At 70.2% G+C, this 20,249-nt stretch carries 18 protein-coding genes and 1 riboswitch; of the genes, 10 read left to right on the top strand and 8 right to left on the bottom strand.

The features are described from left to right. Positions 1–6: 6 nt before the first annotated feature. From fucP to H9L17_RS09165, 3 genes are read right to left on the bottom strand one after another with little or no spacing between them, the layout of a single operon-like run. Positions 7–1,317, bottom strand: a complete 1,311-nt coding sequence (gene fucP / locus H9L17_RS09155; protein WP_187569166.1) for an L-fucose:H+ symporter permease — start codon at positions 1,315–1,317, stop codon at positions 7–9. A 31-nt stretch (positions 1,318–1,348) separates the two neighbouring features. Next, positions 1,349–2,413 carry a LacI family DNA-binding transcriptional regulator gene (locus H9L17_RS09160; RefSeq protein ID WP_187569167.1) on the bottom strand — a complete coding sequence of 355 codons (1,065 nt, stop codon included), beginning with the start codon at positions 2,411–2,413 and terminating at the stop codon, positions 1,349–1,351. Positions 2,414–2,465: 52 nt separating this feature from the next. After that, entirely contained in the window at positions 2,466–4,925 is a 2,460-nt protein-coding gene (locus H9L17_RS09165) for a GH92 family glycosyl hydrolase (RefSeq protein WP_187569168.1), read from the bottom strand. Between the two features lie 439 nt (positions 4,926–5,364). Between H9L17_RS09165 and H9L17_RS09170 the strand changes: the two genes are divergently transcribed. The 4 genes from H9L17_RS09170 to H9L17_RS09185 all read left to right on the top strand — a co-directional run bounded on the left by H9L17_RS09170 (position 5,365) and on the right by H9L17_RS09185 (position 11,505). Beyond that, a complete protein-coding gene (locus H9L17_RS09170; RefSeq protein ID WP_187569169.1) occupies positions 5,365–8,499 on the top strand; it encodes a TonB-dependent receptor in 3,135 nt (1,044 codons plus the stop codon). A gap of 152 nt (positions 8,500–8,651) precedes the next feature. Next, the gene (gene tal / locus H9L17_RS09175) at positions 8,652–9,593 is read left to right on the top strand and encodes a transaldolase (RefSeq protein ID WP_187569170.1); all 942 of its coding nucleotides are present in this window, start codon (positions 8,652–8,654) and stop codon (positions 9,591–9,593) included. Positions 9,594–9,603: 10 nt separating this feature from the next. After that, the gene (locus tag H9L17_RS09180) at positions 9,604–10,881 is read left to right on the top strand and encodes an NAD(P)/FAD-dependent oxidoreductase (protein WP_187569171.1); all 1,278 of its coding nucleotides are present in this window, start codon (positions 9,604–9,606) and stop codon (positions 10,879–10,881) included. A gap of 9 nt (positions 10,882–10,890) precedes the next feature. Next, the gene (locus H9L17_RS09185; protein WP_187569172.1) at positions 10,891–11,505 is read left to right on the top strand and encodes a trimeric intracellular cation channel family protein; all 615 of its coding nucleotides are present in this window, start codon (positions 10,891–10,893) and stop codon (positions 11,503–11,505) included. Between the two features lie 10 nt (positions 11,506–11,515). Here H9L17_RS09185 and H9L17_RS09190 read toward each other — a convergent pair whose 3' ends face one another. From H9L17_RS09190 to rpoH, 3 genes are all read right to left on the bottom strand, one after another. Next, on the bottom strand, positions 11,516–11,983 hold the full coding sequence (locus H9L17_RS09190) for a DUF1203 domain-containing protein (RefSeq protein ID WP_187569173.1): 468 nt from the start codon (positions 11,981–11,983) through the stop codon (positions 11,516–11,518). 70 nt (positions 11,984–12,053) lie between these two features. Further along, positions 12,054–12,914 (bottom strand): NYN domain-containing protein, encoded by an 861-nt coding sequence (locus H9L17_RS09195; RefSeq protein WP_187569174.1) that lies wholly within the window; start codon positions 12,912–12,914, stop codon positions 12,054–12,056. A gap of 98 nt (positions 12,915–13,012) precedes the next feature. After that, positions 13,013–13,879, bottom strand: a complete 867-nt coding sequence (rpoH, locus tag H9L17_RS09200) for an RNA polymerase sigma factor RpoH (protein WP_187569175.1) — start codon at positions 13,877–13,879, stop codon at positions 13,013–13,015. Positions 13,880–14,083: 204 nt separating this feature from the next. Continuing rightward, a riboswitch (TPP riboswitch) is annotated at positions 14,084–14,185 on the top strand. Between the two features lie 72 nt (positions 14,186–14,257). On the opposite strand from rpoH, the gene thiC reads away from it, so the two are divergent. Genes thiC through thiD form a run of 6 tightly spaced genes read left to right on the top strand, consistent with a single transcriptional unit; the run spans position 14,258 to position 19,357 of the window. After that, the gene (gene thiC, locus H9L17_RS09205; protein WP_187569176.1) at positions 14,258–16,069 is read left to right on the top strand and encodes a phosphomethylpyrimidine synthase ThiC; all 1,812 of its coding nucleotides are present in this window, start codon (positions 14,258–14,260) and stop codon (positions 16,067–16,069) included. After that, a complete protein-coding gene (locus H9L17_RS09210; RefSeq protein ID WP_187569177.1) occupies positions 16,066–17,034 on the top strand; it encodes an FAD-dependent oxidoreductase in 969 nt (322 codons plus the stop codon). The genes thiC and H9L17_RS09210 overlap by 4 nt, the downstream gene beginning before the upstream one ends. Further along, on the top strand, positions 17,034–17,231 hold the full coding sequence (thiS, locus tag H9L17_RS09215; RefSeq protein ID WP_187569178.1) for a sulfur carrier protein ThiS: 198 nt from the start codon (positions 17,034–17,036) through the stop codon (positions 17,229–17,231). Before H9L17_RS09210 ends, thiS begins: the two co-directional genes overlap by 1 nt. Position 17,232: 1 nt before the next feature. Then, positions 17,233–18,003: a thiazole synthase gene (locus H9L17_RS09220; RefSeq protein WP_187569179.1), complete on the top strand. Its 771-nt coding sequence runs from the start codon at positions 17,233–17,235 to the stop codon at positions 18,001–18,003. Next, the gene (locus H9L17_RS09225) at positions 18,000–18,608 is read left to right on the top strand and encodes a thiamine phosphate synthase (protein ID WP_223158040.1); all 609 of its coding nucleotides are present in this window, start codon (positions 18,000–18,002) and stop codon (positions 18,606–18,608) included. Before H9L17_RS09220 ends, H9L17_RS09225 begins: the two co-directional genes overlap by 4 nt. Beyond that, positions 18,605–19,357 (top strand): bifunctional hydroxymethylpyrimidine kinase/phosphomethylpyrimidine kinase, encoded by a 753-nt coding sequence (thiD, locus tag H9L17_RS09230; RefSeq protein ID WP_187569180.1) that lies wholly within the window; start codon positions 18,605–18,607, stop codon positions 19,355–19,357. Before H9L17_RS09225 ends, thiD begins: the two co-directional genes overlap by 4 nt. On the opposite strand, the gene ung is transcribed toward thiD, so the two are convergent. Beyond that, the gene (gene ung, locus H9L17_RS09235; protein WP_187569181.1) at positions 19,344–20,060 is read right to left on the bottom strand and encodes a uracil-DNA glycosylase; all 717 of its coding nucleotides are present in this window, start codon (positions 20,058–20,060) and stop codon (positions 19,344–19,346) included. The genes thiD and ung overlap by 14 nt on opposite strands. Next, positions 20,060–20,248: a hypothetical protein gene (locus H9L17_RS09240; protein WP_187569182.1), complete on the bottom strand. Its 189-nt coding sequence runs from the start codon at positions 20,246–20,248 to the stop codon at positions 20,060–20,062. The genes ung and H9L17_RS09240 overlap by 1 nt, the downstream gene beginning before the upstream one ends. Position 20,249: the final 1 nt, after the last annotated feature.

Consider the following 20,249-nt stretch of genomic DNA (forward strand, 5'->3'; position numbering starts at 1 on the left):
GTGGAATCATTCGCCCTGTTGGATGGCGGCAGGCAGGCGCGAACCCGACAAGCCGTAGAAGATGATGTAGCCGTAGCACAGCAGCGGCAGCACGAAGCTGCGGTGCAGGCCGATCGCGTCGGCCAGCAGCCCTTGCAGGAACGGCACCGCGGCGCCGCCGACGATGGCCATGATCAGCAGGCTGGAGCCCTTGTTGGTCAGCGGGCCGAGGCGTTCGATGCCGAGCGCGAAGATGGTCGGGAACATGATCGAGTTGAACAGTCCGATCGCCACCACCGAGTACGTCGCGAGCTGTCCGCCGCTGGCCATGGTGGCCGCCAGCAGGGCCATGTTGACCGCGGCGAACAGGGCGAGCAGCAGGCGCGGCGAGAAGCGCGCCAGCAGCGCCGAGCCGGCGAAGCGGCCGACCATCGCCATCGTCCAGTAGGCCGAGACGTAGCGGGTGGCGTCCTGTTCGCTGATGCCGCCGATGTCCGGCATCGACAGGTAGTTGACCAGGAAGCTGCCGATGGCGACTTCCGCGCCGACATAGAAGAAGATCGCCAGCACGCCGTAGCGCAGGTGGCGGTGGCGCAGCGCCTCGCCGTAGCCGTGGCGGGCGGGATCGGCTTGCTCGGTGCTTTCGCGCAGCAGCGGCAGGCGGAACAGGAACACGAACAGCGCCAGCAGGAACAGCGCGACCGCCAGGCCGAGATATGGCCCCTGCACCGATTGCGCTTCGGCCGCGCGATAGGCGGCCTGTTCAGCCAGCGGCAGCGCCGCCAGTTCGTCGCCGCTTCTGATCGTGCCGCCGAGGATCAGCATGCCGCCGAAGATCGGGGCGATGGCGGTGCCCAGCGAATTCAGCGCCTGCGCCAGGGTCAGCCGGCTGGAGGCGGTGCGGGTCGGTCCCAGCAGCGCGACGTAGGGATTGGCCGCGACCTGCAACACGGTGATGCCGGTGGCGAGCACGAACAGCGCGGCGAGGAAGGCGGGGTATTCTCGCATCGCCGCCGCCGGCCAGAAGCCGAGCGCACCGATGCCGGCGATCACCAGCCCGGCGACGATGCCCAGCTTGTAGCCCAGGTGCGCCACCAGCCGGCCGGCCGGCAGCGACATCAGGAAGTACGCGCCGAAGAAGGTGAACTGCACCAGCATCGCGCGGGCGTAGTTGAGCTCGAAGATCGCCTTCAGGTGCGGGATCAGGATGTCGTTGAGGCAGGTCAGGAAGCCCCACATGAAGAAGATGCTGGTGACCACCGCCAGCGCCACGCGTTGGGTGGCCGCCGGCGGGTTGTCGGATGCGAGCGGCGCGGGCTGGAGCGGAGGTGCGGACATCGGCGGGCCTTGGTGGCGGTGGATGGAAGGGTCAGTCGGCATGCGCGGCGCTGCTGTCGCGCACGCACAATCGCACCGGGGCGACCGTACGCAAGGCGGGCGCGTCGGGGGCGTCGAGGCGTTGCAGCAGCAGCAGCGCCGCCTGCCGGCCGCGTTCGCGCGGATCGACGGCGAGCGTGGTCAGTGAGGGCGTGGCGAGCGCGGCTTCGGAGATGTCGTCGAAGCCGGTGACGGCGAAGTCGCGGCCCGGATGGATGCCGCGCGCGGCCAGGCCCAGCATCAGGCCCAGCGCCACCGAATCGTTGTAGCAGACCGCCGCGCTGGGGTGACCGGCGCCGGCGAACAGGTCGCCGGCGCGCGCCGCCGCGTCCACCCGGTTCGGCGCGGATTCCACCAACCACTGCGCGCGCGGCGCGATGCCGGCTTCGTCCAGCGCCTGCCGGTAGCCGGCGCGGCGCTGGTGGCAGGAGCTCGATTGGTCGTGGCCGCCGAAGAAGGCGATGTCGCGGTGGCCGCGCTCGATCAGGTGGCGGGTGGCCTGGTAGGCGCCCTGCTGGTTGTCCAGCGCGAGGAAGTCCCAGTCGTCCGCGCCCGGCAGTTCGCGATTGAACAGCAGCACATTGGCGTGCGCGCCCAGCACTTGCTTCAACTGCGCCGCATCGCTGCCCTCGGCTGGCGAGAGGATGAAGCCGCTGGGGGTGTGTTCCATCAGCGTCGCCAGCACCGCCTGCTGGCGCTCCGGCGATTCGCCGGTGCTGCCGAGCAAGGTGACGTAGCCCTTGCCGCCCAGTGCCCCGTCGACGCCCGAGGCGAATTCGGCGAAGAACGGATTGGACAGGTCGTTGATGACCAGCGCGATGCTGGACGAAGTGCGCCGGCGCAGGTTGGCGGCGGTGCGGTTGTAGACGTAGCGCTGCCTGCGCAGTTCGGCCTCGACCCGGGCGCGGGTGTTGGCGCCCACCAGCGGGCTGCCGCGCAGCACCAGCGACACGGTGGCGCGCGAGACGCCGGCCGCGCGGGCGATGTCGGTCACGGTGACCGCGCGCTTGCCGGGCTTGCGCGTTGTCTTGCCGGTGGTGGTGGAATCGTTGCTCATCGTCGCTCGGGTGTTGGCGGAAACGTCGCAGCCTAAAGGATTGCCCGACGGGTCATTCCAGCATCGCGCCCGGCGCGGCGCAGGCGGAGGCGGGCAGGGCATCGGGGGAGGTGCCCCAGCCGTTTTCATGCACCTGCCGGCCCAGCTGGAAGCGCAACTCGCCGCCCTGGCGCAGGCGCGCCACGTCCAGCCAGACGTTGCGCTGCGGCTGGCCGTCGACGCGCACGCCGTCGACGTAGCGCACGCCGCGCGGATCGGCGCCGGGCGCGTCGATGCGCAGGCGGCGGCCGTCGCCGAGGTCGATATCGGCATGCGCATAGCGCGGCGCGTGCAGCAGCACCTGGCCGCTGCCCGGCACGGCGGGATACAGGCCCAGCGCGCTGAACAGGTACCACGCCGACATCGTGCCGAGGTCGTCGTTGCCGGTGACGCCGTTGGGCGCGTTGGTGAACAGCGCCTGCGCCGCGCGCAGCACGGTCGCGGTTTTCCACGGCTGGCCGAGCAGGGTGTACATCCACGGCGCGTGCAGGTCGGGCTCGTTGTTCGGGTTGTAGCGGTACTGGTTGTAGTAGCTGTACGGGCCCACCACCCACAGCTTGCGCGCGCCGCCGGCGACGTCCTTCGCCAGCGCGTCGTAGCCGAAGAACGCGTCCAGCCGGTCGCGCGTCCGCGCCAGCCCGCCCATCGCCGCGACCATCCCCGGCACGTCCTGCTGGGTCAGCCACTGGTACTGCCACGCCGTGCCTTCGTGGAAGCCGTGGTTGGAGCGCGGGTCGTAGGCGCCGTGCGCGGGAACGTAGAAGCCGCCGCCTTCCACGCGCGGGCGTGGGAAGCCGCGAAAGCCGAGTTCCTTGTCCGCCGTGTCGGCGTCCCACACGCGCCGCCAGTTGCGGCCGCGTTCGCGCAGCGTCGCCGCCGCGTCGGTTTCGCCCAGCGCGCTCGCCATCTGCGCCAGTGCGCAGTCGGCCAGCGCGTATTCCAGCGTCGCCGAACCGCCGTGGTGCTGGTCCACGTCCATGCCCTTCGACGGATACGCGCGGTCGTAGGGCACGAAGCCGTCGGCGAGGTAGGTGTCGTTGCCGGCGCGGCCCTGCGCGCGATTCATCGCCGGCGGCCGGCCGCTGGCGTTCTGCCACAGCGCGCTCCACGCCTCGCGCTCGCGCCCATCCAGCGCGCCGAAGCGCCACAGGTCGACCAGCCACGGCGTCACCGGGTCGCCGGTCATGATGTTGGTGTCGAAATTGGCGTAGCCCCAGCGCGGCAGCCAGCCCATCTGGTCGTGGATCGCCAGCATCGTGCGGGCGATGTCGCGCGCCACCGCCGGCTGGGTCAGCGCCAGCCACTGGTTCTGCGCGCGGTAGGTGTCCCACAGCGAGAAATACTCGTAGTACGTCCAGCCGTCGGCGCGGTGGATGGCCTCGTCGTAGCCGCGATAGCGGCCGTCGGCGTCGCTGCCGGTCATCGGGTGCAGCAGCGCGTGATAGAGCGCGGTGTAGAACACTGTGCGGTCGTCGGGCGATGCGCCGTCGATGCGCACGCGTTGCAGCTCCTTTCGCCACGCGGCCTGCGCCTGCGCGCGCATCGCGTCGAACGCCAGCAGCCTGCCGTCGCGCTTGCCTTCGGCGTCGAGGTTGCGGCGCGCGCCCTCGGCATCGACGTGCGAAATCGCGCTGGTCGCGGTCACGCTGCGCGCACCGGTGAGGTCGAAGCTCAGCCACGCGCCGTTGGCGACTTCCCACTGCGTGCCGACGCTGTGGCGTCCGCCGGGCACGCCGCCGTCCTTGTCCCACGTGCCGAAAGTCTGGAACGGGCGGTCGAATTCGATGCGGAACCACGTCGTGTACTGCTTGCCGCCGCAGAAGCTCTTGGTGACCAGCTTGCCTTCGACCGTGCGGTCGCCGACAACCTCGATGACGCTGCCGACGACTTCATGCTTCTCGTTGGCCTGCCCGACGTTGACCAGCACGTGGCCGGTCTTCGCATCCGCCGCGAAGGTGTAGCGCTCGGCGGCGGCGCGGGTCAGCGCGGTGGTTTCGGCATCGATGCCGCCGTAGTCGGTGAGCCGCACGCGGTAATAGCCGGCCTGCCCGGTTTCGCCGTCGTGGGTGTAAGCGGAGGCGTAGCGCTTGTAGTCGAACGACGCGGCCTTCGCGTCGCTGGTGTCGAACGCGCCGCCCGGCCCGATGCTGCCGGTCACCGGCAGCACCGCCACCTGCCCGCCCTGTTCCCAGCAGCCCGCGCCGGAGACGAAGGAATGGCCGAAGCCGCGGATCTTCGGATCGCCGTAGCGGTAGCCGGCGTAGTGCTCGGCGATCGGGCTCACCTGGATCATGCCGAACGGCGCGGACGCGCCGGGGAAGGTGTTGCCCTCGTCCTGAGTGCCGATGAAGCTGTTGACCTCGCGCTCGGGCGCGCGCTGCGCGGCGGCCGGCGTGGAGGCCAGTCCCAGCAGCAGCGTGCAGGCCAGGCCGGCGACGACGGGATGCGCAAGGCGGGTCGGGAGGACGGGCATGCGGAGGCTCCTGGCACGGGAGAGAAGCGGCTGCGGATGGATACGGCAAATTTTTAGATCGATCCAAGTAAAGCACAAAACCCGGCAACGGCATCTTGCGGTGCACAAACCGATCCCAAGCCGGCTTTCATCCGAATGGAGCAGGCCGGCGGCGCTGTTTGGCCGAGCAGCGCTTGCTGTTTCCGATCCGCGAAGCGAACCAATCCGTGACGTGCTGCACGGCAGCATGCAGGGCGCGTTGCGCTGTGCTAATAATTTTTCGCGCAGATTGGATCGATCCAAATCGATGCGGCTGCGGACCGGGCCAAGGGGGTGGCGCGGTCCGGCAGGCCCGTCCCGTGTGGAGACGATCCCGTTGCTACGCCGCGCCCTGTTCTGCAACCACGATTTGAATCGATCTAAATTTTCCGCCGCCATCTTTCATCCGAGGGGATTCGCCATGAAACCGATGCCACGCCTGCACACCCGGAATCCGCTGTCCGCCGCGCTCGCGCTCGCCCTGACCGCCGTCGTGGCGACCCCCGCGGTCGCCTTCGCCCAGCAGGCCGACCAGGCCGGGGCCAAGACCGCCACCGACCTCGACAAGGTCACCGTCACCGGCTACCGCTACTCCATCGAAAAGAGCCTCGACCAGAAGCGCGAAGCGAACGCGGTGGTGGAAATCATCACCGCCGAGGACGTGGGCAAGTTCCCCGACAAGAACGTGGCCGATGCGCTGCAGCGCGTGCCGGGCGTGATCGTCAGCCGCAGCGGCGGCGAGGGCAAGAACGTCAGCGTGCGCGGCCTGTCCTCGGAGCTGACCCTGACCGAGTTGAACGGCAACTACATCGCCACCGCGGAATCCAACGGCGATCCGTCGCGCTCGTTCAACTACACGCTGCTGCCGTCGAACATGCTGTCCAGCGCCGAGCTGTTCAAGACGCCGGAAGCGCGCATCGACGAGGGCGGCGTCGGCGGCACCGTGATCCTGCACACGCGCCGCCCGCTGGAGATGGAGGCCAACACCGGCTTCGTGTCCGTCGAAGGCACCTGGGCCGACACCACCAAGACGACCGACGGCCAGTTCTCCGGCTCGTACGCCTGGCACGACCGGGACGACCGCTTCGGCGTGTTCGTCGGCTACACCCAGCAGAAGCGCACCACCCGCACCATGGGCGCCAGCACCGAGAGCTGGACGTGGTACGGCGACGACTACAACGCGCATCCGGCCACCGACGTCAACGGCAAGCCGTCGGACTTCAATTCCTACTGGTGGGGCTGGTCCGGCTTCAACGACCAGAACCATCCCTACACCGGCGCCTACGAAGACGGCTGGCCCACGCAGTGCGGCCAGTACTGCAACTTCATGATGCCGACCTCGGTCAACCTCAGCGTCAAGGAAGAACAGCGCGAGCGCAAGGGCGGGCAGGTGACCCTGCAGTTCAAGCCGACCGACCGGCTGACGCTGACCGCGAACTACTTCCGCTTCGAGCTTTCGCAGAATTCGCAGACCAACACGCTGAAGATCCCGGAGTGGAACATCGCCCGCTATGCCGGCGACGGCAACTGGGCCGGCGGCCGCCTGCTGGACGGCCTGACCTTCGATCCCAGCGGCACGGTAGTCACCGGCGCGCAGTACAGCAAGCACGCCGGCAAGGCGTACTACTGCAGCGAGGACGAGGCCGCCGACGCCGGCATGCCGTCGGGCGGCTGGGGCTCGGACGATTGCACCATCCCGACGCCGCAGATCACCGGCAGCTACAACCTCGAAAAGGCGCTGTCGCAAACCATGGACTTCGAGGCCGAATGGCTGGGCGAGTCGATCGACGCCCGCTTCAAGGCCGGCCGCACCTGGGCCAAGGGCGGTCCCTCGCTGCAGTTCTCGGTGCCGCTCAAGCCGCGCCGGCAGAACGAGGACGGCAGCTGGAGCCTGGGCAACTACCTCAGCGCGTGGAGCCTGACGGGCACGCCGACGATGACGTTCTCGCCGGAACTGATGGAGAACCTGAAAGCCGGCATCCTGCAAGTCGATCTGGGTTCGACCGGTTCGTCGTGGACGCGCAACGACACCGAGCAGAAGTACGCGCAGGCCGATTTCACGTGGCACAACGGCAACGACGATTTCCTCGACTCGTTGCAGTTCGGCGCGAAGTACCGCGATGGCGGCATCCACCGCAGCACCGGCAACAGCTATTGGGCGTGCCCGGGTACCGATCCCGGCAACTACGAAAACCGCTACTGGAACGGCGGCTGCAACAGCGTTGCCACCCAATTCTCGCCGGATTTCCTGTACGCGATGTCCAATCTTGCCGGCGGCATCAACGCCAGCGCGTATCCGGCCATCGATTTCCCGGCCTACATCGCCTACCTCAACAGCACCTACGGCGACATGCAGACCCACGAGGAGGACAACTTCGTCTACAACGTCGACGAGAAGATCTTCTCCACCTATCTGCAGGCCAACTTCAAGACCGAGCGCCTGCGCGGCAACGTCGGCGTGCGTTTCGTGCGCACCAGGCAGCATGCCGATTCGACCGACAAGGTGACGTCCTACAACGACTATTTCTTCGACGATGCCAACGGCAATCCGCTGGCCTGCCAGCAGGGCGATGCGACACCGACGGGTGCGCCCGCCGGCACCAACTGCGGCAGCGAGGGGTACTGGAAGCTGTCGGACAGCCAGCAGCGCAGCGAATCGTTCGCGGTCAGCGGCATCGACCGCATCTACGACGACGTGCTGCCCAGCTTCAACATCGCCTACGACCTGACCGACAACCTGCTGCTGCGCGCGGCGGCGTCCAAGGTGATCTCGCGCCCGAGCTATGGCGACATCGCCTATCCCGGCAGCCTGCAGTACTACAGCCAGGAATACGTCAACGACCGCCGCCTGACCGGCGGTGCGAACGAGGTGGGTTGGTATGGCTCGGGCAGCAACAAGAACCTGGAGCCGTATAGCGCCGACCAGTTCGACGTGGGGCTGGAGTGGTACTTCCATCCGGGCTCGGTGCTCGGCATGGGCGTGTTCCGCAAGAACGTCAGTAACTTCGCGGTGCCGGTCATCAACGACGTGCAGATGGACGTCGGCGGCCAGACCGTGACGGTGCAGAACTACTCGACCAGCGCCGGCGGCCGCGACGCGGTGTCGCAGGGCGTCGAGCTTTACGCGCAGCACACGCTGTCCTTCGGCCTCGGCTTCCAGTTCAACTACACCTACAACGACACCAACGAGGCTGCCATCACGCTTGAGGACGGCACCGAGATCGGCAAGTCGCCGCTGGTCGGCAGCGCCAAGAACCAGACCAACTTCACCGTGTTCTACGAAACCGACAAGTTCCTGGCGCGCGCGTCCTACAACCGCCGCGGCGAAGTGGTGGACGGCCTGGTCAACGGCCTGAACGTGTACGAGGAACCGTACAGCCAGGTCGACCTCAACGTGGCGTACAGCTTCACCCCGGCGCTGAGCCTGACCGCCTCGGTGCTGAACCTGACGCAGGAAGAATCGCGCTCGCACCTGGGCAACGACACCAAGGACCGCTTCTATTCCAACGGCTACACCGGCCGCATCCTCTACTTGGGCGCGACCTGGAAGTTCTGAGCTCTCTCCTCCAGGGCTGTGTGGCGACACGCAGCCATTCTCCCGGCAGCCACATCCCCCAGGCGGCTGCCGTTTTTTTTCGCCGACCACCGCGCGGATCGATACGGCGCAAATGCGCGACAATCGCCGCATTCCCCACACTGCACGCACCCGTGACCAACCAGCTCGAACAGCTCCGCACCTTGTCCGCCGTGGTCGCCGACACCGGCGACATCGAGGCCATCGCCCGCTTCCGGCCGATGGACGCCACCACCAATCCCTCGCTGCTGCTGAAGGCGGCAGCGCTGCCGGCCTACGCTTCACACATCGACGCGGCGGTGGCGGCGGCCAGCGGCGACGACAAGGTGGGCGACGCCTGCGACCGCCTCGCCGTCGCCATCGGCGGCGAGATCCTCAAGCTGATCCCCGGCCGCGTCTCCACCGAAGTCGATGCGCGGCTGAGCTTCGACACCGAGGCCACCGTCGCCAAGGCCAGGCGCCTGGTGCAGCTGTATGCCGATGCCGGCATCGGTACCGACCGCCTGCTGATCAAGATCGCTTCGACCTGGGAAGGCATCCGCGCCGCCGAACGCCTGGAGCGCGAAGGCATCCACTGCAACCTGACCCTGCTGTTCTCGTTCGCGCAGGCGGTGGCCTGCGCCGAAGCGGGCGTGTTCCTGATCTCGCCGTTCGTGGGCCGCATCCTCGACTGGCATCTCGCCAACGGCATGGCCAAGCCGGCCGCGCCGCAGGACGATCCCGGCGTGCAGTCGGTGACGCGCATCTGGCAGCACTACAAGCGCCACGGCTACGGCACGGTGGTGATGGGCGCGAGCTTCCGCAACACCGGCGAGGTGCTGGCGCTGGCCGGCTGCGACCGGCTGACGATCTCGCCCGAGCTGCTGGGCGAACTCGCGCAATCCGACGCCGCCGTGGAGCGCGCCCTGGCCGACGACGGGCAGCGCGCCGCGCCGCCGGCCGCGCTGGACGAAGCCGCGTTCCGCTGGCAGCACAACGAGGACGCGATGGCGACCGAGAAGCTCGCCGACGGCATCCGCAAGTTCGCCGCCGACCAGCGCAAGCTGGAAGCGCTGCTGGCGGCGAAGCTGGGCTGAGGACGCGGCGATGACGGCCGTCCGTCCGCGCGTGGCGATCGTCGGCGGCGGTTTCGCCGGCCTGTGGGCGGCGCGCGCGCTGGCGTCGGCGCCGGTGGAGATCGTGCTGGTCGATCGCGGCAACCACCACCTGTTCCAGCCGCTGCTCTACCAGGTCGCCACCGCCGGCCTGTCCGCGCCCGACATCGCCGCGCCGCTTCGGCATATTTTGCGGAAGCAGAAGAACGTCGAAGTGCGGATGGCGACAGTGATCGGCATCGATGCCGGCGCGAAGCGCATCGCCCTGGACGACGGCGATACGCTCGAGTTCGACTACCTGCTGCTGGCCAGCGGTGCGACCCACGCCTACTTCGGCAACGACCAGTGGGCGCGGCACGCGCCGGGCCTGAAGACGCTGGACGACGCGCTGGACCTGCGCCGCAAGCTGCTGCTCGCGTTCGAGCGCGCCGAAGCGGCGACCGATCCGGCCGAGCGCGCCGCGTGGCTGAGCTTCGCCATCGTCGGCGGCGGCCCCACCGGCGTGGAGCTGGCCGGCACGCTGGCGGAGATCGCGCGCCATACGCTGAAGGACGAGTTCCGCCGCATCGACCCGGCCAGCGCGCGGGTGCGCCTGGTCGAAGCTGGGCCGCGCGTGCTGGCGGCGTTTCCGGAAGACCTGTCGGCGCAGGCGAAACGGCAGCTGGAAAAACTCGGCGTGGAAGTCTCGCTGGGCACGCCGGTGAAGGACATCACCTCAGACGGCTACGTGCTGGGCGATGCCTTCGTGCCGGCGAAGACGGTGGTGTGGGCGGCGGGCGTGGCGGCCTCGCCGCTGGGCGCGATGCTCGGCGTGCCGCTGGATCGCGCCGGCCGCGTGCAGGTGCGGCCCGACCTCGGCGTGCCGGGGCATCCGGACATCTTCGTCGCTGGCGACCTCGCCTCGCTGATGCAGGCCAACGGCCGGCCCGTGCCCGGCGTCGCGCCGGCGGCCAAGCAGATGGGGCGCTATGTCGCGCAGGTCATTCGCGCGCGTCTGTTGGGCGGTGCGTCGCCGCCGCCGTTTGCTTACAAGGACTACGGCAATCTCGCCACCATTGGCCGCATGGCTGCGGTGGTCGACCTCGGCCGGCTGCGCTTCTCCGGCCTGCTGGCGTGGTGGTTCTGGCTGGTGATGCACGTGTTCTTCCTGATCGGCTTCCGCAACCGGCTGGTCGTGCTGCTCAACTGGTGGTGGGCGTACTGGAGCTACCAGCGCGCGGCGCGGATCATCCTCGGCGACGACGGCCGCGAGCCGTCGGCCTCGGAGTAGGACGGAGCCATGACCACGCTGCTGCTCGCCTTCGATCTGATCGGCACCTTCGTGTTCGCGCTCAGTGGCGGCACCCTGGCGGTGCGCCAGCGGCTGGACCTGTTCGGCGTGCTGGTGCTGTCCTGCGCGGCGGCGGTGTCCGGCGGCATCGTCCGCGACGTGCTGATCGGCGCGCATCCGCCGGCCTCGCTGGCCGACTGGCGCTACCTGGTCACGGCGATGGCGGCCGGGCTGGTCACGTTCCGCTGGCACGGCCTGATCGAGCGCCTGCGCAATCCGGTGCAGCTGTTCGACGCCGCTGGCCTCGCCCTGTTCGCGGTGCTCGGCACCGGCAAAGCGCTGGCGTTCGGGCTGTCGCCGTTCGCGGCGATGCTGCTGGGGATGGTGACGGGCATCGGCGGCGGCATCGCACGCGACGTGCTGGTGGCGCGCACGCCCGTCGTGCTGCAGGCCGAGCTGTACGCGGTGGCCGCGCTGGCCGGCGGCGGCGTGGTCGCGCTGGCCTCGGCCCTGCACCTGCCGCAGCATCCGGCGATGGTCGCCGGCGCGCTGGCCTGCTTCGGCCTGCGCTGGATGGCGCTGCGCCACGGCTGGCGGTTGCCGGTGGCGCGGCCGCGGGAGTAGTCGTGCCCGTCTAGGCGCGATCGATGCGGCAGGCATAGCAGCCGCGGCGCGCGTAGTGCGCCTGCAGGAAGGCGACCTGCGGATCGGCGAAGAACCTGGCGATCAGGGCTTCGAGGCCGGTGCCCTCGACCACGTCCGCGTCGCGCATCCAGCCGCCGCCATCGTAGGCGCGTACCGAGAGCAGGCGGCCGAGCTGTTGCCGGGGGATAGCGTTGCGCACCCGCGCGGCGGTGCGCGCCCATTCGCCGACGAAGATCGGGCCGTCGGCGCGGTAGGGGGAGTCGGCGTCGAGGTGCCGCCAGTTCAACAGCAGCAAGGTCTGGCCCGGCGCGGCGTCTTGCAGGGTGATGCGGCAGGGGAACCCCGATTCGCTGTCGGCGTGGATGCGCTGGATGCCGCGGGAACGCAACGCGGCGTCGTCCAGCCCGAACAGCGGCGCGAAGGGCTCGGGCGGCAATCCGGAAACGATGTAGTTCATGGCGGCGCTCCTGCAGTGGGAGCGCCAGCGTCGCAGGCGGGCCGGATTCGCGAACCCCGTTTCTTGCGCGCTATTTCTTCTTCGTGGCCGCGGGCGCGGCGGTCTTCGCCGTCTTCTTCGCGGCTTTCTTGGCGGTGTTGCCGACCGGCCTGGCGCGGAGGTGGTTGCCGTCCTCGTGCAATTCGAACAGCTCGGTCGCGACGATCAGCGGCTTCAGCGTGCTGTAGCCGTAGTTCTTCGGGGTGAAGGAGCTGCGGTTGACGAGGTATTGGCCGACCGTTCCCAGGTGCGACCAGCCGTCTTCCCGCTTGCTCGCCTCGGTTGCGTTGCGTAGCAGGTTGACCAGCCCGGTATCGCCGCGCAGTTCGTTCTTCGTCTTCTTGCTGGGCTGGACCAGCCGGATCGTCGCCGTGCCGGCGGGCGCGGGCTGTGGCGTTGCCGCCGGAGCCGCCGCCGGGGCGGTAGGTTCCGCCCTCTGTTCCGGAGCGGGCGCGCTGTCTTCCTGCGCATCGACGTAGAAGAACACCGAGCACGCCCGCTTGAACGCCGTCGGCGCCTGCGATTTGCCGAAGCCGTAGACCTGCATGTTGGCGCTGCGCAGGCGCATCACCAGCGGGGTGAAATCCGAATCGCTGGACATCAGCGCGAAGGCGTCGAAGTCGCCGCCGTGCAGCAGGTCCATCGCCTCGATCACCATCGCCATGTCGGAGGCGTTGCCCTTGCTGGTGTAGGCGATCTGCTGCACCGGCTGGATGGCGTTGGATAGCAGCGCCTCGCGCCAGCCGCGGAGGTGCGGGCTGCCCCAGTCGCCGTAGGCGCGGCGCACGTTGGCCATGCCGAGGTCGGCGATCTCGCCCAGCACGTAGTCGAGGGTGGACACCGAGGCGTTGTCGGCATCGATCAGCAGGGCGATCCGCAGGCTGTTCTTCATCGGCTGTCCTCCCCGGAAGACGGCAGCCTAGCAGCTAGAACGCGAACGGCCCGGATCGCTCCGGGCCGTTCGGTGTTGCATCGATGGCGAAGCGGCGCTTACGCCGCGAACAGCGCCTTCATCTTCTTCAGCGCGTTGGCCTCGATCTGGCGGATGCGCTCGGCGGAGACGCCGTACTCGTCGGCCAGTTCCTGCAAGGTCACCTTGCTGTCGGCGTCCAGCCAGCGGCGCCTGATGATGTCGCGCGAGCGCGCATCCAGCTTCGCCATGCCTTCGCGCAGGACTTCCAGCTGGTCGGCCTCGCTGTCGGCGGATTCGTAGGCGGCGGCCGGGTCCTGCTCGTTGGCGACCAGATAGTGCGCCGGTGCGGGCGGGGCGTGGTCGTCGTCGGCGTCGTCGGGCGCGTCGAAGCCGATGTCGCGGCCGGACAGGCGCGACTCCATCTCCAGCACCTCGCGCTCGGACACGTTCAGGTCCTTCGCCACCGCGCTGACTTCCTCGGCGTTGAGCCAGCCCAGGCGGGTCTTGCTCTTGCGCAGGTTGAAGAACAGCTTGCGCTGCGCCTTGGTGGTCGCGACCTTCACGATGCGCCAGTTCTTGATGATGAACTCGTGCATCTCGGCGCGGATCCAGTGCACCGCGAAGCTGACCAGGCGCACGCCCACGGCCGGGTCGAAGCGCTTCACCGCCTTCATCAGGCCGATGTTGCCTTCTTGGATCAGGTCGCCCAGCTGCAGGCCGTAGCCGCTGTAGCCGCGCGCCACGTGCACGACGAAGCGCAGGTGCGACAGGATCAGTTCCTGCGCGGCGGCGATGTCGTTGTCTTCGCGCAAGCGGCGGGCCAGCTGCTGCTCGTCCTCGACGGACAGCACCGGGATCTGGTGGACGCCGCTGATGTAGGCCTCCAGCGAGCCCATGGCGCTGGGGATCGGCAGATTGTTGGCGACGAGCGCGGTGGATGTCATGGCGGGTTCCCTCATGCGGTCGATTCTAGCAGTCGCCATCTATGACTGCTAACCGGGCCGGAAGTTCTGAGCGTTGCATCCGTGGAACGCTGGCCCGTTCAACTTCCATTGGGCCATGCACCCCGTCAAGGCGATGTGGGGACGTTCCGGGCGGGGACAAGCCCGGCCCGGCTTGACAGCGCCGGCGACCGCGCCGATCCTCCCGCACATTCCGAGGGGAGCCCCGTACGGGGCTGAGAAAGCGTCGAGCTGACCCTTGAACCTGATCCGGGTCATACCGGCGTAGGAACGGAAGAAAACGCGCGGCGCCCATGCGGCGGCGCGCGCCGTTGCATCGTCCCGCCCGGATCTCCCGCGTTTCGCACGAGGAGGAGATCCATGCAGCAGCATCCCGACGCCCGTCCGGGCCCCGTCACCACCGGGCCGATCCGCGGCTCGCGCAAGGTCTATCTGTCGCCGCCCGGCCATCCCGACCTGTGCGTGCCGTTCCGCGAGGTCGCGCTGGACGATCCGCACTCGCCGCGGCTGCGCCTTTACGACACCTCCGGGCCCTACACCGAGGACGCCGCCGCCATCGACCTCGCCGCCGGCCTGCCCGCGCCGCGCGAGGCCTGGCTGGCCGCGCGCGGGTTCGAGGACATCGAGGGCCGCGCGGTGCGCCCGGAGGACAACGGCCACGCCAGCGGCGAGCGGCTGGTCGCGCCCTGCCCGGCGCGGCGGCGCCTGCGCCGCGGCCGGCCGGGGCAGCCGGTCACCCAGCTGGAGTTCGCCCGCGCCGGCATCGTCACCGAGGAAATGGTCTTCGCCGCCCACCGCGAGAACCTGGCGCGCACCGCCGCCAGCGCCGAGGAGCTGCAGCGGCTGGCGGCGGGCGAATCGTTCGGCGCCGCACTGCCGGCGCTGGTGACGCCGGAGTTCGTGCGCGCGGAGCTCGCCGCCGGCCGCGCCATCCTCCCGGCCAACATCAACCACCCGGAGCTGGAGCCGATGGTCATCGGCCGCAATTTCCTGGTGAAGGTGAACGCCAACATCGGCAACTCGGCGCTGTCCTCCGGCGTGGCCGAGGAGGTGGAGAAGCTGGTGTGGGCGATCCGCTGGGGCGCGGACACGGTGATGGACCTGTCCACCGGCCGCAACATCCACAACCTGCGCTCGTGGATCCTGCGCAACGCGCCGGTGCCGATCGGCACGGTGCCGCTGTACCAGGCGCTGGAGAAGGTGGGCGGCGACCCGGCGCGGCTCGACTGGGCGGTGTTCGAGGACACCCTGATCGAGCAGGCCGAGCAGGGCGTGGACTACTTCACCATCCATGCCGGCGTGCGCCTGGCCCATGTGCCGCTGACCGTGCGCCGCGTCACCGGGATCGTCTCGCGCGGCGGCTCGATCATGGCGCGCTGGTGCCTGGCGCACCACCGCGAGAACTTCCTGTACGAACGCTTCGACGACATCTGCGCGATCCTGCGCCGGTTCGATGTCGCCTTCTCGCTGGGCGACGGCCTGCGCCCCGGCAGTCTGGCCGACGCCAACGACGCCGCCCAGTTCGCCGAACTCGACACCCTCGGCGAGCTGACGAAGGTCGCGTGGGGCCATGGCTGCCAGGTGATGGTGGAAGGCCCCGGCCACGTGCCGATGCACAAGATCCGCGAGAACATGGACCGCCAGCTCGCCGCCTGCGCGGAGGCGCCGTTCTACACGCTGGGGCCGCTCACCACCGACGCCGCGCCCGGCCACGACCACCTCACCTCGGCGATCGGCGCGGCGATGATCGGCTGGTTCGGCACCGCGATGCTCTGCTACGTGACGCCGAAGGAGCACCTGGGCCTGCCGGACCGCGACGACGTCAAGACCGGCGTCGTCAGCTACAAGATCGCCGCCCACGCCGCCGACCTCGCCAAGGGCCATCCGGCCGCGCAGGCGCACGACGACGCGCTGTCGCGGGCGCGCTTCGCGTTCCGCTGGGAAGACCAGTTCAACCTCTCGCTCGACCCCGACACCGCCCGGGCCTACCACGACGCCACCCTGCCGAAGGAGGCGCACAAGAGCGCGCACTTCTGCTCGATGTGCGGGCCTAAGTTCTGTTCGATGAAGCTCAGCCAGGAGCTGCGCGCGGAGGCGGACGCCGGCATGCGGGCGAAGGCGGCGGAGTTCGCCGAAAGCGGCGGCGAGCTGTACGTGGAGGCGCGATCGTGAGCGCGCGCGTCACCGTGGTCGGCGCCGGCGTGACCGGGCTGGTGGCGGCGCTGGAACTGGCGCTGGCCGGCGCCGAGGTGGAGGTGCTGGAGCGCGCCGTGCGGCCCGGAGGCGCGGGCGCCAGCCGCTTCGCCGGCGGCATGCTGGCGCCGTGGTGCGAATGCGTCGGCGCCGATCCGGCGGTCGCCGAACTCGGCCGGCAGGCGCTGGACTGGTGGCCGGCGCGGTTCCCGGGCACGCGCCGCAACGGCACCCTGGTGGTGGCCGCCGCGCGCGACGTGGCCGAACTCGACGCCTTCGCCCGCCGCAGCGAGCGCTGGTGCCGGCTGGACGCCGACGGCGTGGCCGAGCTCGAACCCGACCTGGCCGGCCGCTTCCGCCACGGGCTGTTCTTTCCCGACGAGGCCCACCTCGATCCGCGCGCGGCGCTGGCCGCGCTGGCGGCGCGGCTGGGCGACCTGGGCGTGCCGATCCGCCATGGCCGCGACGGCAGTGCGCTGCCCGCGGACGGCCGCATCGTGCTGGACTGCCGCGGCCACGCCGCGCGCGAGCTGCTGCCCGAGCTGCGCGGCGTGCGCGGCGAAATGCTGCTGCTGCGCAGCGCCGAGCTGGCGTTCTCGCGGCCGGTCCGGCTGCTGCATCCGCGCGGCATGGCCTATGTGGTGCCGCGCGGCGACGGGCTGTTCATGCTCGGCGGCAGCGTGCTGGAAAGCGACGCCGCCGGCCCGGTCAGCGCGCGCTCGGCGATGGAGCTGCTGAACGCCGCCTACGCGCTGCACCCGGCCTTCGCCGAAGCCGGCATCGTCGAACTCGGCGCCGGGCTGCGGCCCGCGTTTCCGGACAACCTGCCGCAGTTGCTGCGGCGCGACGGCCGCTGGCATCTCAACGGCCTGTACCGGCACGGCTTCCTGCTCGCGCCGGCGATGGCGCGGCGCGCCGCCGCCACGCTGCTGGGAGCAGGCTGATGCGGCTGCGGGTCAACGGCGAATCGCGCGACGTTGCCGCCGGCACATTGGCCGCCGCGCTGGAGGAACTCGGCTACCTCGGCGCGCACGTCGCCACCGCGGTGAACGGCGCGTTCGTGCCGGCCTCCGCGCGTGCGGCCTGGCCGCTGCGCGAGGGCGACGCGCTGGAAATTCTCGCGCCGATGCAGGGAGGTTGAGATGCGCGTCTACGATGTCGAACTGGCTTCGCGGCTGTGGCTGGGGACATCCCGCTATCCCTCGCCGGCCGTCCTCGCCGAGGTCGTGCGCGGCGCGGGCTGCGATCTGGTCACCGTGTCGCTGCGCCGGGAAAGCGCGGCGCAGCGCGCCGGGCAGGACTTCTGGGCGCTGGTCGGCGGCCTCGGCGTGCGGGTGCTGCCCAACACCGCCGGCTGCCACACGGTGAAGGAGGCCGTCGCCACCGCGCACATGGCGCGCGAAGTGTTCGGAACAACGTGGATCAAGCTGGAAGTGATCGGCGAGGGCGAATTGCTGCAGCCGGAGGTGTTCGGGCTGGTCGAGGCCGCGCGCATCCTCGGCGAGGACGGCTTCCGGGTGTTCCCTTACACCACCGCCGACCTCGGCGTGGCCGAACGCCTGCTCGATGCCGGCTGCCGCGTGCTGATGCCGTGGGGCGCGCCGATCGGCAGCGGACGCGGGCTGGTCGATCCCTTCGCGCTGCGTGCGCTGCGCGCGCGCTTTCCCAGCGTGCCGATGGTGGTCGACGCCGGCCTCGGCCTGCCGTCGCACGCGGCGGCGGCGATGGAGCTGGGCTTCGATGCGGTGCTCGCCAACACCGCGGTCGCGCTGGCCGCCGATCCGGCGCGCATGGCCGCGGCCTTCGCCGACGCGGTGCGCGCCGGCCATGCCGCGCACGCGGCCGGGCCGATGCCGCCGCGCGATTTCGCCGAACCGTCCACGCCGGTCGTGGGCCAGGCGTGGCGGCCATGATCCGGCTCGACCCGTTCTATCCGGTAGTGGACAGCGCCGCCTGGGTGCGGCGGCTGCTGCCGCTGGGCGTGAAACTGGTGCAACTGCGCATCAAGGCGCAGCCGCCGGAGGCGATCCGCCGCGAAGTGGATGACGCGCTCGCCTGCGCCCGCCGCCACGGCGCGCAGCTGGTGGTGAACGATCACTGGCGGATCGCCCTCGATGCCGGCGCCGATTTCGTGCACCTGGGACAGGAGGATCTGGACGGGGCCGACCTGCCCGCGCTGTGCCGGCATGCGCTGCGGCTGGGCATCAGTACGCACAGCCATGAGGAACTGGAGCGCGCGCTGGCGCTGGCTCCGGACTACATCGCGCTCGGCCCGGTGTATCCGACCGCGCTGAAGGCGATGCCGTGGGCGCCGCAGGGGCTGGCGCGATTGCGCGAATGGAAGCGGCGGATCGGCGCGCTGCCGCTGGTCGCGATCGGCGGCCTCACCCTGGAGCGTGCGGCGGGCTGTTTCGATGCCGGCGCGGACGCGCTGGCGATGGTCGGCGACATCGTGCTGCATCCGGATCCGGAGGCGCGCGCCGCGGCCTGGCTGCGGGCGACGCGGCCGCGCGCATGAGGCCGGTCGCGCTCAGCATCGCCGGATCGGACTCGTCGGGCGGCGCCGGCATCCAGGCCGACCTGTCCGCGTTCGCGGCGTTCGGCGTGCACGGCGCCACCGCGATCACCGCCGTCACTGCGCAGAACCGCGCGGGCGTGCGCGCGGTGCAGACAGTGCCGCCGGCGCTGGTGCGCGCGCAGATCGATGCGGTGTTCGACGACGGCGAGGTGCGTGCGGCCAAGCTGGGCATGCTGGCCGAAGCCGGGATCGTGGACGCGGTGGCGGACGCGCTGGTGCGGCGTCGCCCGCGCTGGCTGGTGATCGATTCGGTGATGGTCGCCAGCAGCGGCGCGTGCCTGCTGCGCGAGGACGCCGTCGCGGCGCTGCGCGCCAGGCTGCTGCCGCTGGCCGACTGCCTCACCCCCAACCTCGACGAGGCCGTCGCGCTGCTGGATGTCCCGCGCGCGGCGAACGAAGCGCAGATGCTCGAACAGGGCCGCGCCCTGCTGGCGCTGGGCGCCCGCGCGGTGCTGATGAAGGGAGGCCACGCGCCGCTGCCGGAGGCGGTCGACCTGCTGGTGCAGCCGCAGGGCGCGCGCCGTTTTTCCGCGCCGTGGGTCGTCGGCGCCGATACCCACGGCACCGGTTGCAGGCTGTCCGCCGCCATCGCCGCCGGCCTGGCCCGCGGCGACGCGCTGGAAGCGGCGGTGGACGCGGCCAAGCGCCACCTGGGCGAACACCTGCGCGGCAGGCTCAGTCCAGCTTGAGCTCCGCGCGTGGCGGCAGCGACCAGTCGACCGGCGCCTGCCCGGTGCGGGTCAGATATTCGTTGGTGGTGGAGAAATGCCGGCAACCGAGGAAGCCGCGGTGCGCGGACAGCGGCGACGGATGCGGCGCCTTCAGCACGCGATGCCGGCGCGGGTCGATCACTGCGCCCTTCTTCTGCGCGTAGCTGCCCCAGAGCAGGAACACCAGGTGCTCGCGCTCGCGGTTCAGCACATCGACCACGTGATCGGTAAAGCCTTCCCAGCCCTTGCCCTGATGCGAACCGGGCTGGCCGGCCTCCACCGTCAGCACGCTGTTGAGCAGCAGCACGCCGCGCCGCGCCCACGGCAGCAGACAGCCGTGGTCCGGGCGCACGAAGCCGGCGTCCTGCGCCAGCTCCTTGTAGATGTTGTCCAACGACGGCGGCACCGGCACGCCCGGCAGCACCGAGAAGCACAGCCCGTGCGCCTGCCCCGGCCCGTGGTACGGGTCCTGGCCGAGGATGACCACCTTCACCGCGTCGAACGGCGTGGCGTCGAAGGCGGCGAAGATCTGCGGACCCGGCGGATAGATCGTCGCCCCCGCCGCCTTGCGCTGGCGCAGGAAGGCGGACAGCTGGCGCATGTCCTCGCGCGCGAACCAGTCGCCGACGCGCGCTTTCCAGCTCGGTTCCAGGCGGACGTCGGGCGGGCCGGAAGCGCTCATCAGATCACGCCGCGCTTCTTTTCCAGCAGCAGGTAGCCGATGCCGACCACCGCGCCGATGCCCAGCGACGCCGGCCAGCCCAGCGGGCTCAGCCACTTCGCCAGTCCCGCCGCGATCAGGCCGAGGATCACGAACTGCGAATAGCGCCAGGGGCTGTCGCGGAAACTGCGGAGCGGTGCGTCGGCCATG

It is taken from the genome of Thermomonas brevis (assembly GCF_014395425.1).
GTDB lineage: Bacteria > Pseudomonadota > Gammaproteobacteria > Xanthomonadales > Xanthomonadaceae > Thermomonas > Thermomonas brevis.